Here is a 12,786-nt window from a genome sequence, read left to right as displayed (position 1 = left end):
ACCCGCCAGCGCCGCACAGAACGGCGCACGGGCACCCGAGAAATAGTGGAGACCACCTAATGAACGCACCAGTCAAAGATTCCCATCTGGAATCCGGTAAGCCAGCGCAAGATATTTCGCTAGACGACAAATGGACCCTGGAGCGCGGCCGCGCCTTCATGACCGGCACCCAGGCGCTGATACGCCTGCCCATGATGCAGCGCGAGCGCGACCTGAAATCGGGCCTGAACACGGCCGGCTACATCACCGGCTACCGCGGTTCGCCGGTCACCAGCGTGGACATGACGGCCATGAAGGCCAAGAAATACCTGGACGCGCACCACGTCAAATTCCACCCCGGCATGAACGAAGACCTGGCGGCCACCGCCGTCTGGGGCACGCAGCAGACCAATCTGTTCGAGGACGCCAAGTACGACGGCGTGTTCTCCATGTGGTACGGCAAAGGCCCCGGCGTGGACCGCTGCGGCGACGTCTTCAAGCATGCCAACAACGCAGGCTCCGCGAAGCACGGCGGCGTGCTGGTGCTGGCCGGCGACGACCACGCGGCCAAATCGTCCTCCACCGCGCACCAGTCCGACCACATCCTGAACGCCTGCGGCATCCCCGTGCTGTACCCGTCCTCGGTGCAGGAATACATCGACTACGGCCTGCACGCCTGGGCCATGAGCCGCTATACCGGCCTGTGGGTGTCGATGAAGTGCGTGACCGACATTATCGAATCCGGCGCCGTGGTCGACTTCGACCCGGACCGCGTGCAGATCCAGCTGCCGACCGACTTTGAACTGCCCGCCGGCGGCCTGAACATCCGCTGGCCGGACACCGTGCTGGATATGGAAGTCCGCATGAACAGCTACAAGTGGTACGCGGCGCTGGCCTACTGCCGCGCCAACAAGCTGAACAAGATCATCTGGGATTCGCCGACACCGAAGATCGGCATCATCACCGCCGGCAAGTCCTACCTGGACACCCGCCAGGCGCTGGCCGACCTGGGCATCGACGAGCAGGCCGCCGCCGACATCGGCATCCGCCTCTACAAGATCGGCATGACCTGGCCGCTGGAAGCGGACGGCGTGCACGAATTCGCCAAGGGCCTGGACGAGATCCTGGTGGTGGAAGAGAAGCGCCAGATCCTGGAGTACGCGCTGAAGGAAGAGCTGTACAACCTGCCGGACGGCGAGCGTCCGCGCGTGGTGGGCAAGTTCGACGACACCGGCGAATGGAGCAACAAGGGCAAGACCGGCCACGGCGACTGGCTGCTGCCGGCCACCTATGAGCTGAACCCGGCGCAGATCGCGCGCGCCATCGCCTCGCGCATCGCTCACTACTGCGCCGGCCATCCTGTCGCCAAGCGCGTGCAGGAACGCGTGGCCTTCCTGGAAGCGAAAGAACTGGCGCTGAAAAACCTGCCGGTGAAAGCCAATCCGGAAACCGACCGCACGCCCTTCTTCTGCTCCGGCTGCCCGCACAACAGTTCGACCAAGGTGCCGGAAGGCTCGCGCGCGCTGGCCGGCATCGGCTGCCACTACATGGTGCTGTGGATGGACCGCGAAACGTCCACCTTCACCCACATGGGCGCCGAGGGCGTGACCTGGGTGGGCCAGGCGCCGTTCACCAACGAGAAGCACGTCTTCACCAACCTGGGCGACGGCACCTATTTCCACTCCGGCATCCTGGCGATCCGCGCGGCGGTGGCGGCCAAGGTGAACATCACCTACAAGATTTTGTTCAACGACGCCGTCGCCATGACCGGCGGCCAGACCTTCGACGGCCCGCTCGATCCCGGCATGATTTCGCGCCAGATCGCGGCCGAAGGCGTCACGCCCATCATCGTCGTCACCGACGAGCCGGACAAATATCCGGACGACTACAAATGGGCAGAGGGCGTGACCGTGCGCCACCGCTCCGAGCTGATGGATGTGCAGCGCGAGCTGCGCGACATGCCCGGCGTGTCGGCCATGATCTACGACCAGACCTGCGCCTCCGAGAAGCGCCGCCGCCGGAAACGCAATGAATATCCGGATCCGGCCAAACGCGCCGTGATCAACGAAGCCGTGTGCGAAGGCTGCGGCGACTGCTCGGTGCAGTCGAATTGCCTGTCGGTGGAGCCGCTGGAAACGGAACTGGGCCGCAAGCGCCAGATCAACCAGTCCTCCTGCAACAAGGACTTCTCCTGCACCACCGGCTTCTGCCCGTCCTTCGTGACGGTGGAAGGCGGCGCGCTGAAGAAACCGAAGAAGGCCGCCGCCCCTGGTGATGCAGCCATGCCCGCGCTGCCTTCGCCCGCCATGCTGTCGACCGCCGAGCCGTTCGGCATCCTGATCACCGGCATCGGCGGCACCGGCGTGGTGACCGTGGGCCAGATCCTGGCCATGGCCGCGCACGTGGAAGGCAAGGGCGCCGTGGTGCTGGACATGAGCGGCCTGGCGCAGAAGGGCGGCCCCGTCATGTCGCACGTTCGTCTGGCGGACAAGCAGGCCGACCTGCACTCGACCCGCGTGGGCACCGGCGCGGCCAACCTGGTGATAGGCTGCGACCAGATCGTCACCGCCAGCCGCGACGCGCTGTCGCGCATGGGCGAGGGCCGCACCTGGGCCGCCGTCAATTCCACCGGCGCCACCACGGCGGCCTTCGTGAAGAACCCGGACTGGCAGTTCCCGGGCGCCAGCTCGCAAAGCGAAATCAAGCGCGCCTGCGGTGCGGAGCGCGTGGAGTTCATCGACGCCGGCCAGATCGCCACCGCGCTGATGGGCGACTCCATCGCCACCAATATGTTCATGCTGGGCTACGCCTTCCAAAAAGGCCAGGTGCCGCTGACGGAGGCCTCGCTGGTCAAGGCGATCGAGCTGAACGGCGTGTCGGTCAGCTTCAACAAGACCGCCTTCAACTGGGGCCGCACCGCCGCGCACGACCTGGGCATGGTGACCCGCCTGACCGCGCCGGCCAAGGTGATCGAGTTCAAGCGCACGCAGTCGCTGGACGACATCATCAACCGCCGCGTGGAACTGCTGACCGCCTACCAGGACGCTGCGTACGCCGCCCGCTACAAGGAGTTCGTGGACCACGTGCGCGCCGAAGAGGGCAAGCTGGGCCACAAGCAGCTGCGCCTGACCGAAGCGGTGGCGCGCTACTTCTACAAGCTGATGGCGTACAAGGACGAGTACGAAGTGGCGCGCCTGTACACCGATCCGGCCTTCAAGGAGAAAGTGGCGAATATGTTCGAAGGCGACTACCAGATCAAGTTCCATCTGGCGCCGCCGCTGCTGGCCAGGACCGACGCGGAAGGCCACCTGGTCAAGCAGCAGTTCGGCCCGTGGATGATGAAGGCCTTCGGCGTGCTGGCCAAGTTCAAGGGCCTGCGCGGCACCGCGCTGGACATCTTCGGCTACACCGCCGAGCGCAAGATGGAGCGTGCGCTGATCGCCGAGTACCGCCAGACCGTGGCCGGCCTGCTGGGCAAGCTGACGGACGCCAACCTGGCGCAGGCGGTGGCCATCGCCAGCATTCCGGAAGACATCCGCGGCTACGGCCACGTGAAGGAGCGCCACCTGAAGGCGGCCAAGGCCAAGGAGGCCGGCCTGATCGCCGTCTACCACGCCGGACAGCCGGCCAGCCACCACGCGGCCTGAGCCGGGCAGCTAGCTTGAAGGGGATCGCGCCGCATTGCGGCGCGGTCCCTTTTTTTCGTTGGCGGCCTGCGGGTCACAGCTTGCAACAATCTGTGACAAAAAAAGGCATGGCGGGCGACTATAATTCCCGCATGAAAATTTCCTCACTTACCTGCTGGGCCGCCCTTTTGCTGCTCAGCCTGGCTGGCTGTGGCGGCGACGCCAACAACACCGGCACCGCCAGCAGCACTGCCGCCGCCGTCTCGCGCAGCGCGCCCAGCGGCATGGCCGCGCCGGCCCTGCCCGCCTATTCCAGCTTCCAGAACCTGTGCGCCGCGCCGCGCCAATCCACCGCCACCGCGTTTTATCCGGACCGCCAGGGCACGCTGGACGACGAGAAGTCCTTCCTGCGCCTGTGGACCGACGAAACTTATCTGTGGTACTCGGAAGTGCCGACCAACAACCCGGCCTCCTACAGCACCGCGCTGGACTACTTCAATGTGCTCAAGACGCCGCTGCTGACCGCCAACGGCAAGCCCAAGGACCGCTACCACTTCACCTATTCGAGCGCCGAATACGACGAGCTGTCGCGCGGCGTGGAACTGGGCTACGGCATGAACTGGGCACGCAATACCGGCCCCAACATTCCCCGCACCTGGACCATCACCTCCGTCCTGCCCGGCTCGCCAGCCGACCAGGCCGGCCTGCGCCGGGGCGATGTGCTGAACCAGGTGGATTTCCAGAACTTTGTCTGGGCCGGCGACGCCGCCACCGTTGCCAAGCTGAACGCGGGCCTGTTCCCCGTCAAGGCCGGCGAAGTGCACGAGTTCCTGCTGGCGCGCGGCCTGCAAAAGTTCATGGTGTTCCTGAAAGCGGCCAAGCTGGACGTGCCGCCTGTGCAGAACACCAAGGTGATCGATACGCCGACCGGCAAGGTGGGCTATCTGACTTTCAACAGCCATAACCCGGTGTCCGAGCTGCAGCTGATCGAAGCCTTCAGGCAGCTGGAGGACGCCAAGGTGAACGACCTGGTGCTGGACCTGCGCTACAACGGCGGCGGCCTGCTGGTGATCGCCAGCGAACTGGCCTACATGATATCCGGCGGCGAGATCACCGCCGGCAAGACGTTTGAGCATACCCTGGTCAACGACAAGGGCACGCCGCAGACGCCGCTGATTTTCCTGCCGGTGTCGCTCGGCTTGAACACCCCCAAGCCGGCGCCTTACCTGCAGCCCTTGCCCAAGCTGGGCCTGAAGCGCGTCACCATCCTGACCGGCCCGGGCACCTGCTCGGCCAGCGAATCGGTGATCAACGGGCTGCGCGGCGTGGACGTGGAAGTCAACCTGATCGGCGGCCAGACCTGCGGCAAGCCTTACGCTTTTGTCCCCACGCCCAACTGCGGCACCACCTACTTTACCATCCAGTACCAGGGCGTGAACGCAAAAGGCTTCGGCGACTACAGCGACGGCTTCGCCCCGACCTGCAATGTGGCGGACGATTTCAGCCGCAGCCAGGGCGACCCGGCCGAAGGCCAGCTGGCGGCGGCGCTGTATTACCGCGAGCATGGCCGTTGCCCGGCGGCCTCCACCGCGCGCGCGCGTTCCGGCATACCTGAGCCGCTGGCCGTGCCCGTGCGTCCGCCTGTAAGCGAGATCGCCATCCATACCCCGCGCTGAGCGCCCCTTTTAAGCATGCTGGAGAACTGATACATGAAACGCCGCACCCTGCAGTTGACCCTGGCCCTGGCCTATTCCGCAGCTTTGCCCCTGGCGCACGCCGCGCCCGCGCTCACCACCGTCTCGGAGCGCTCCGGCTTCCAGCAGACCGGCCGCTACGAGGAAGTGCAGCAGCTGTGCAAGGCTTTCCAGCAGGCCTACCCCAAGCAAGTGCGCTGCTTCGAGTTCGGCCGCACGCCGGAAGGCCGGCCCATGCTGGCGCTGGCCGTCTCGCGCAGCGGCGCGCTGACGGCGGAGCAGGCGAAGAAGCGCGGCCTGCCGGTGCTGCTGGTGCAGGGCGGCATCCACGCCGGCGAGATCGACGGCAAGGACGCCGGCTTCCTGGCGCTGCGCGAGGCGCTCGAAGGCAAGGCCGCGCCGGGCGCGCTGGACAAGCAGGTGCTGCTGTTCGTGCCGGTGTTTAACGTCGACGGCCATGAGCGTTTCGGCGAATGGAACCGTCCCAACCAGCGCGGCCCGGTGGCGATGGGCTGGCGCACCACGGCGCAGAACTACAATCTGAACCGCGACTACGTGAAGGCCGACGCGCCGGAAATGCAGGCCATGCTGGCGCTGGTGAACGCCTGGGACCCGCTGGCCTATATCGACCTGCACGTGACCGACGGCGCCAAGTTCCAGCCCGACGTGTCCATCCAGGTGGAGCCGGTGCACGGCGGCGACGCGGCGCTGATGACGGCCGGCGTGGAACTGCGCGAGGCGGTGATGGCCGACCTGCGCAAAGAAGGTTCCGACCCCAAGCACTACTACATCTCCTTCGCCAAGACCGACGATCCGCAGTCCGGCTTTGAGGACAGCATGTCGGCGCCGCGCTTCTCGACCGGCTACTTCCCGCTGCGCAACCGCTTCGCCATGCTGGTGGAAACCCACTCGTGGAAAGACTATCCGACCCGCGTGCGCATCACGCGCAACACCATCGTGTCGCTGCTGTCGCAGGTAGCCGAGCACGGCGCCGAGTGGCGCAAGCTGGCGGCCGAGGCGGACGCGCGCGCGCTGAACCTGGGCAACCAGCTGGTGCCGCTCAGCTACCGCACCACCGACCGCACGCGGATGATACAGTTCGCCGGCTACGAATACACGCGCACGCCGTCCAGCGTGTCCGGCGCGCTGTGGACCCGCTACGACGAGAGCAAGCCGCAAATGTGGACCGTGCCGCTGCGCGACGAAGTGGTGCCCAACCTTCAGGTGGCGGCGCCGGCCGGCGGTTACCTGGTGCCGGCCGCGCAGGCTAACATGGTGGCGGCCAAGCTGGCGCAGCACGGTATCAGCTACAAGGTGCTGAACGCGGACCTGGGCAAGGTCGAAGTGGAAGCCTTCCGCGCCGACAAGAGCAAATTCGGCGCGCAGTCCTTTGAAGGGCACCAGGCGCTGGCGGTGGAAGGCGCGTGGCGCAGGGAAGCGCGCGAAGTGGGCAAGGGCGCGCTGTTCGTGCCCATCGCGCAGGCCAAGTCGCGCCTTGTGATGGCCATGCTGGAACCGGAAAGCGCCGACTCGCTGCTGGCCTGGGGCGCGTTCAACAACGCCTTCGAGCGCAAGGAGTACATGGAGGAATACGTGGCCGAGGAAGTGGCGCGCGAACAGCTGAAAGACCCGGCCGTGGCGGCCGAGTTCAAGCGCAAGCTGGACAGCGACCCCGCCTTCGCCGCCAGTTCCGCGCAGCGCCTGGACTTCTTCGCCCGCCGCCACCCGTCGTGGGACGAGCGCTTCAAGCTGTACCCGGTGATGCGCAGCGCGGTGGCGCGTTAAGAGGTGCGCTAATCTCAGGCGCTCGTATCGATACGGGCGCCTTTTTTATGATCGGCCTTCTGCATTTCTTCCTGCACCAGCTGGCCGATCTTCTCCTCGAAGCTCTTGCGCTGTTCCGGCGGCATGGCCGCCAGGTCCTCCTCGCTTATGCCCAGCTTTTTCAGCAGCGCATCGCGCATGCGTTCGGCGGGCGTCATCTTCATATACGCCTCCAGCTCGGCCACCGGATTCGTCTTCGCCGCCGCGCCGCCCATGGCGCCGTCCAGCGCCGCCTGGAAATCGCCGCCGGCCATTTTCTTGACGAACTCCAGCTTGCCCTGCACTGCGTTGGAATTGGTATCGACCTTCATGGCATATCCTTAAGTTGAGATAGTGCCCATGAGCGGAGGGGCGATGCAAGGGGAATGCTGCAGCGTGTCCAGTTTGCGCAGTTCGGGGCGGTGCTGCAACTGGTGCGGGAGGCGCAGGTCCCATGCCAGTCCAGTGCGGCGCAGCACCAGCAAGGTCCACCAGCCCGGGTCCCATTCGCCGGCATACAGGCCGAGGCACGCAGAACCCGGATAGGCGTGATGGTTGTTGTGCCAGCACTCGCCCATGGTCAACAGGGACACGAAGCGGATGTTGTGGCCTTGCACGGCCGCGCCATAGACTTCCGAATGCATGGGGCCGTGGTTGTGCGCGAAATAGCCTATCAGCCAGTGGCCGAAGATGCCTGCCGTGATGCGTGCACACACGCCCCAGACGACGAAACTCCAGCCGCCGATGGCGTAGAGCGCCAGGGCGGGAGGCAGCTGCTGCAGCATCCAGGTGCGCTCCAGGAAGCGGTAGAAGCGGTTGTTCTCGATGGCCGGCTCCAAATGGATGGCGGGCGGCGTGTCGAGCGCCAGGTCGCAGTGGATCTGCCACCAGCCGTCGCGCCAGAAGCTGCGGCCGTGGCGCAGGTAATCGTGGCAGTCCGGCATGCGCTGCGCGTAGTCGCGCAGTTCGTGCTGGCGCAGCAGGCCAAGCGGGCCTGCCAGGCCGACCTGCACGCCGCAATAGACCAGCGTGTACTCCAGCCATTTCGGGCATTGGAAGCTGTTGTGTATCAGCTTGCGGTGGCTGCCCAGTGAATGGCCGAACAGCAGCACAAAAGCGGTGGCGGCGAGGAAGAGGGCGAATGCGGTCCAGGAAAAAGTGGCGATGCCACCGATCAGGGCGGCGCCCGCCATGCCGCTGAACCACAGAGACTTGAGCGGCGCGTAGCGCACCGTGCCTCCGATAACGCCTGCGGGATCCGCGCTGCGGACGCGGTGCTGTTTCAGGCTGTCTGGTATCGAAGGCATGCGTTTCTCCCGTCTAGACTTTCCGGTTGCGCCGGTTGGCGGCGATGGCGGCGGACTCGCGCTTGAGCGGCCTGCCTGCCGGGCATAGCTCCAGCGCATAGCTGGTCAGGGTGTTGGCGACGTTGTCCGCTGTGAGCTTGTAGAACACGAACTGGCCTCGCCGTTCGCTGCTGATCAGCCCCGCGTTTTCCAGCACCGACAGGTGGCGCGAAATCGCCGGTGCGCTCATCTCGAAGCGCGCCGCCAGTTCGGACGTATTCATCTCGGCCTCGGCCAGGTAGGCCAGGATTTTGCGGCGTGGCGCCGATGCCAGCGCTTCAAATACTTTATCCAGGGACATTATTTAATTAGATAATTAACGAATTTGTTAATATATTGTGCCGTCGAAAATGAGATGTCAAGAAAATTGTGTGGAGTAGCCGGTTGTTGAGGCAGGCAGTTTTGGGCGCCAATTGAGCGCTATTTGGGCTTGCGTGCGACGTGGCGGATGTTGAGGATCTCGACCGCTTGGTCGGTGACGCGGTACGTGAGTTGATAGTTTGGATGGACAAGCAGGATGCGGCGCTTGTTGTGGGCGGCTTTGCCAAGCGCGGGGTACTGGCGCAATTGCTCAGTTTTTTGTTTTACTCTTCGGGCGAATCGCTGCGCGGCAGCTGGGTTATCCTGGGCTATGCGCGCAAGAACCTGCTCCAGGCTCTTAACGGCAAGAGGCGTCCATTCAAGTTCGGGTTCATGCGCCATATCGGGCGAATACTTCCCGAACTTCTTCTTTGGACGCAAATTCCTTGCGATCGGCTTGTTGCTCGGACGCTTGCAGTTCCAGCATCTCGGGGAGATGGCAGTCCAGGTATTCTTGCAGTGCCAGTTGCATGATGCTGCTCTCGGACTGGCCGGTCAGTTCGGCCAGCTGGGCCAGCTGCTGCTGCAAAGTTTCGGGGAGTGAGCTTGCTACTGGGGCGTCCATGGTGTGCTCCTGGTTTGACAACCGATTGTACGCCTTGCCGTAACATCGGCAAGGCGTGGCGGTTTGATGCAAATCAGAGCGGCTGCAGCGGGATGATGCCGGGCGCGGTGCTCGGCGTGGAGCAGGGCTCCTCGTCGAAGGCGATGTCGCCCAGCGGGTTGGCCAGGCCGTCGGCCTTGATGTCCTGGAAGCCGAACAGGTCGCGGTCCATCAGGTGCGAGGGCACCACGGTCGACAGCGCCGAGAAGATGTTGTCCACGCGGCCTGGATGCTTCTTGTCCCATTCGCGCATCAGGTTCTTGATCTGCTTGCGCTGCAGGTTTTCCTGCGAGCCGCACAGGTCGCACGGGATAATCGGGAAGCCTTTCACTTCGGCGTAGCGCTCGGTGTCCGCTTCCTTCACGTAGGCCATCGGGCGTATCACCATGTGCTTGCCGTCGTCCGACACCAGCTTGGCCGGCATGCCCTTCAGTTTGCCGCCGAAGAACATATTCAGGAAGAAGGTTTCCAGGATGTCGTCGCGGTGGTGGCCCAGGGCGATCTTGTTGCAGCCCAGCTCGTCGGCCACGCGGTACAGGATGCCGCGGCGCAGGCGCGAGCACAGCGAGCAGGTGGTCTTGCCTTCCGGGATCAGGCGCTTGACGATGCTGTAGGTGTCCTGGTTTTCAATGTGGTAGGGGATGCTCAGCTTTTCCAGGTAGGCCGGCAGGATGTCGGCCGGGAAGTTGGGCTGCTTCTGGTCCAGGTTGACGGCCACGATCTCGAAATTGATCGGCGCGCGCTCGCGCAAGGTCATCAGGATGTCCAGCAGCGCGTAGCTGTCCTTGCCGCCGGACAGGCAGACCATGACCTTGTCGCCGTCTTCGATCATGTTGAAGTCGCCGATGGCCTGGCCCACCAGGCGGCACAGGCGCTTGTGCAGCTTGTTGTTTTCCAGCGCGATCTTTTCGGCCGACTTTCCTGCTGGCGCGGCGGCCAGGTTTTCCATCACTGCGTTCATTACACGTCATCCTTAATACGGAACACTTCCACGCCCACGCCTTCGCAATCCGGGTAGACGTCCGGCTTCATGGTCGACACGCGCGCGGCGCGCACGCGCGGGTGCGCCAGCATGGCTTGCACCACGTCGTCGCACAGGGTTTCCTGCAGGTGCACATGGCCCTCGGCCATGCGGCGCGCGATGGTCTCGCGCATGAAGTCGTAGTCCACCACCTCGTGCAGCTCGTCGGCCGTCGGGGTCGACAGCGCCAGCGGGATATACAGGTCCACATTGATCAGGACGCGCTGCTCGCCCTTCTTCTCGAAATCGTGCACGCCGATGTTGATCAGCACTTCGTAGTTGCGCAGGAACAGGCGGCGGCAGTCTTGGAGCCGGGGGTGGGTCAGGGCGGACAGCATGGTTGAGCTTTCAGTATAAAGAGTATAAATAATTATTTCGCGAGGAACATCACGTCGCGCGGCGAAGCCTGCAGGTGCTGGCCGCCGTCGACCAGCAGCGTGCTGCCGGTCAGCGCGCGCGCGCCGGCCGCGTACAGCACGGCGGCCACGATGTCCTCCGGCGTGCTGGAACGGCCCAGCGGCGTTTGCGTATGCGCCTTGGCGAAGCCGTCCTCGCTCTGTTCGCCGGACACCAGCGTGATGCCGGGCGCTATGCCGGCCACGCGCACTTTCGGCGCCAGTTCCTGGGCCAGCATGGTCGTGGCCGTGTGCAGCGCGGCCTTGGACAAGGTGTAGGACAGGAAGTCGGGATTGAGATTGTACAGTTTTTGGTCGAGCAGATTCAAAACCACGGCCTGGGCGCCGTCCGGCGTGGCCGCGTGCAGCGCCTGCGCCAGCAGGATGGGCGCGGCCACATTGGCCGCCATGTGCTCGGCCAGCCGCGCCTGGGTGAAGCTGGCCGCGCTGTCGTAGTCGAACAGCGAGGCGTTGTTGACCACGCAGGATACCTGTCCCAGCACGCTGACGGCCTGCGGCAGCAGGCGCCGCACGGCCGCCTCGTCGGCCAGGTCGCAGGGCAGGGCGATGGCGCGCCGGCCCATGGCGGCGATCTGCGCCACCACCTGCTGCGCCTCGGCCAGCGAGTGGCGGTAATGCACCGCCACGTCCCAGCCGGCCTGCGCCATGCCCAGCGCGATGGCGCGGCCGATGCGGCGCCCGGCGCCGGTCACCAGCGCCACCGGGGCCGGCGCCGCCGTGTTGTCTGCCTGTGTCATGAATAGTTCCATCGAATTGTTTAAAATGCCGGGATGAGCTTACCCGCACCCACTAGCGACGCGCTGGCCGCGTCCCACGCCCTGCAGCACCTGATCGCCGCCGAAATCGAGCGCGCGCCCGGCGCCATCCCCTTCACCCGCTTCATGGAACTGGCCTTGTACGCGCCCGGCCTGGGCTACTACAGCGGCGGCGCCGCCAAGCTGGGCAAGGATGGCGATTTTACAACCGCCCCCGAGCTGACGCCGCTGTTCGGCGCCACGCTGGCCCATGTGGCAGCCGCTATTATCGCTCAAAGCGCGCCCCGCATCCTCGAGTTCGGCGCCGGCACCGGCAAGCTGGCCTTCGACATCCTGACCGAGCTGAAGGCCGCCGGGATAGAGCTGGAGCAATACGCGATTGTGGAACTGTCCGGCGAGCTGCGCGCGCGCCAGCAGGCGCTGCTGGGCGGCTTCCCGCAGGTGGTATGGCTGGACGCGCTGCCCGAGCGCTGGGACGGCGCCGTGTTCGGCAACGAGGTGCTGGACGCCATGCCGGTGCAGCTGGTGCGCAAGACCGCTGGCGGCTGGCGCGAACTGTACGTCACCATCCAGGACGGCGGCTTCGCCTACGAGGAACAGCCCATGAGCGCCGAGCTGCAGCGGCAGCTGGCCAGCCAGGTCGGCGCCGAGCAGGAAGCCGAGCTGCCGGACGGTTATGAAACCGAGCTGCACGGCACCGCCTGCGGCTTCATGGCTACGCTGGGCCGCATGCTGGCCCAGGGCAGCGGCGCCGCCGTGCTGCTCGACTACGGCTTCCCCGGCCACGAGTACTATCTGGACCAGCGCGACAAGGGCACGCTGATGTGCCACTACCGCCACCACGCCCACGCCGAGCCCTTCTACCTGCCCGGCCTGCAGGACATCACCGCCCACGTGGACTTCACCGCCGCCGCCGTGGCCGCGCAGGACGCGGGCGCCGACGTGCTGGCCTATATGAACCAGGCCGCTTTCCTGATCGGCGCCGGCGTGGGCGAGCTGCTGCTGCGCACCGATCCGTCCGACGCTATGGCATATTTGCCACAGGCCAATGCTTTGCAGAAACTTGTGTCGCCGGCCGAGATGGGCGAGCTGTTTAAGGTGTTGGTCATAGGAAAGAATGTGGAATTGCCAGCCCAGCTGGCCGCCGCCGATCGCAGCCACCGGCTCTGATTGCGCGAATTG

12 protein-coding genes are annotated in these 12,786 nt (G+C 65.2%); 4 read left to right on the top strand and 8 right to left on the bottom strand.

The annotated features are described in order from the left end of the window. Nucleotides 1-59 precede the first annotated feature (59 nt). The 3 genes from GTP77_RS07380 (at nt 60) to GTP77_RS07370 (ending at nt 7,084) form a co-directional block, all read left to right on the top strand. Nucleotides 60-3,626 (top strand): indolepyruvate ferredoxin oxidoreductase family protein, encoded by a 3,567-nt coding sequence (locus GTP77_RS07380; RefSeq protein WP_161071512.1) that lies wholly within the window; start codon nt 60-62, stop codon nt 3,624-3,626. Nucleotides 3,627-3,757: 131 nt separating this feature from the next. Next, a complete protein-coding gene (locus tag GTP77_RS07375; RefSeq protein WP_161071511.1) occupies nt 3,758-5,281 on the top strand; it encodes a S41 family peptidase in 1,524 nt (507 codons plus the stop codon). Nucleotides 5,282-5,314: 33 nt separating this feature from the next. Further along, a complete protein-coding gene (locus tag GTP77_RS07370) occupies nt 5,315-7,084 on the top strand; it encodes a M14 family zinc carboxypeptidase (RefSeq protein ID WP_161071510.1) in 1,770 nt (589 codons plus the stop codon). Nucleotides 7,085-7,098: 14 nt separating this feature from the next. Here the strand turns inward: GTP77_RS07370 and GTP77_RS07365 are convergent, their stop codons facing one another. From GTP77_RS07365 to GTP77_RS07330, 8 genes are all read right to left on the bottom strand, one after another. Next, complete coding sequence (locus GTP77_RS07365) at nt 7,099-7,434, bottom strand: hypothetical protein (RefSeq protein ID WP_161071509.1); 336 nt, start codon at nt 7,432-7,434, stop codon at nt 7,099-7,101. A gap of 9 nt (nt 7,435-7,443) precedes the next feature. Continuing rightward, on the bottom strand, nt 7,444-8,409 hold the full coding sequence (locus GTP77_RS07360; RefSeq protein WP_161071508.1) for an acyl-CoA desaturase: 966 nt from the start codon (nt 8,407-8,409) through the stop codon (nt 7,444-7,446). A gap of 13 nt (nt 8,410-8,422) precedes the next feature. Next, nucleotides 8,423-8,749: an ArsR/SmtB family transcription factor gene (locus GTP77_RS07355; protein ID WP_161071507.1), complete on the bottom strand. Its 327-nt coding sequence runs from the start codon at nt 8,747-8,749 to the stop codon at nt 8,423-8,425. A gap of 119 nt (nt 8,750-8,868) precedes the next feature. Next, the gene (locus GTP77_RS07350; RefSeq protein WP_161071506.1) at nt 8,869-9,150 is read right to left on the bottom strand and encodes a type II toxin-antitoxin system RelE/ParE family toxin; all 282 of its coding nucleotides are present in this window, start codon (nt 9,148-9,150) and stop codon (nt 8,869-8,871) included. Next, nucleotides 9,140-9,373 (bottom strand): ribbon-helix-helix domain-containing protein, encoded by a 234-nt coding sequence (locus tag GTP77_RS07345; RefSeq protein ID WP_161071505.1) that lies wholly within the window; start codon nt 9,371-9,373, stop codon nt 9,140-9,142. Before GTP77_RS07345 ends, GTP77_RS07350 begins: the two co-directional genes overlap by 11 nt. A gap of 73 nt (nt 9,374-9,446) precedes the next feature. After that, nucleotides 9,447-10,373: a tRNA 2-thiocytidine(32) synthetase TtcA gene (ttcA, locus tag GTP77_RS07340; RefSeq protein ID WP_161071504.1), complete on the bottom strand. Its 927-nt coding sequence runs from the start codon at nt 10,371-10,373 to the stop codon at nt 9,447-9,449. Then, nucleotides 10,373-10,771 carry a dihydroneopterin aldolase gene (locus tag GTP77_RS07335; protein WP_161071503.1) on the bottom strand — a complete coding sequence of 133 codons (399 nt, stop codon included), beginning with the start codon at nt 10,769-10,771 and terminating at the stop codon, nt 10,373-10,375. Before GTP77_RS07335 ends, ttcA begins: the two co-directional genes overlap by 1 nt. A 32-nt stretch (nt 10,772-10,803) precedes the next feature. Then, entirely contained in the window at nt 10,804-11,586 is a 783-nt protein-coding gene (locus GTP77_RS07330) for an SDR family oxidoreductase (protein WP_161071502.1), read from the bottom strand. A 33-nt stretch (nt 11,587-11,619) separates the two neighbouring features. On the opposite strand from GTP77_RS07330, the gene GTP77_RS07325 reads away from it, so the two are divergent. After that, a complete protein-coding gene (locus GTP77_RS07325; RefSeq protein ID WP_161071501.1) occupies nt 11,620-12,774 on the top strand; it encodes a class I SAM-dependent methyltransferase in 1,155 nt (384 codons plus the stop codon). The last annotated feature ends 12 nt before the right edge of the window (nt 12,775-12,786 follow it).

This window comes from Pseudoduganella aquatica, assembly GCF_009857595.1.
GTDB lineage: Bacteria > Pseudomonadota > Gammaproteobacteria > Burkholderiales > Burkholderiaceae_D > Rugamonas > Rugamonas aquatica_A.
Note: the sequence above shows the minus strand (reverse complement) of the source record. Positions and strands in the feature narration are given on the sequence as shown.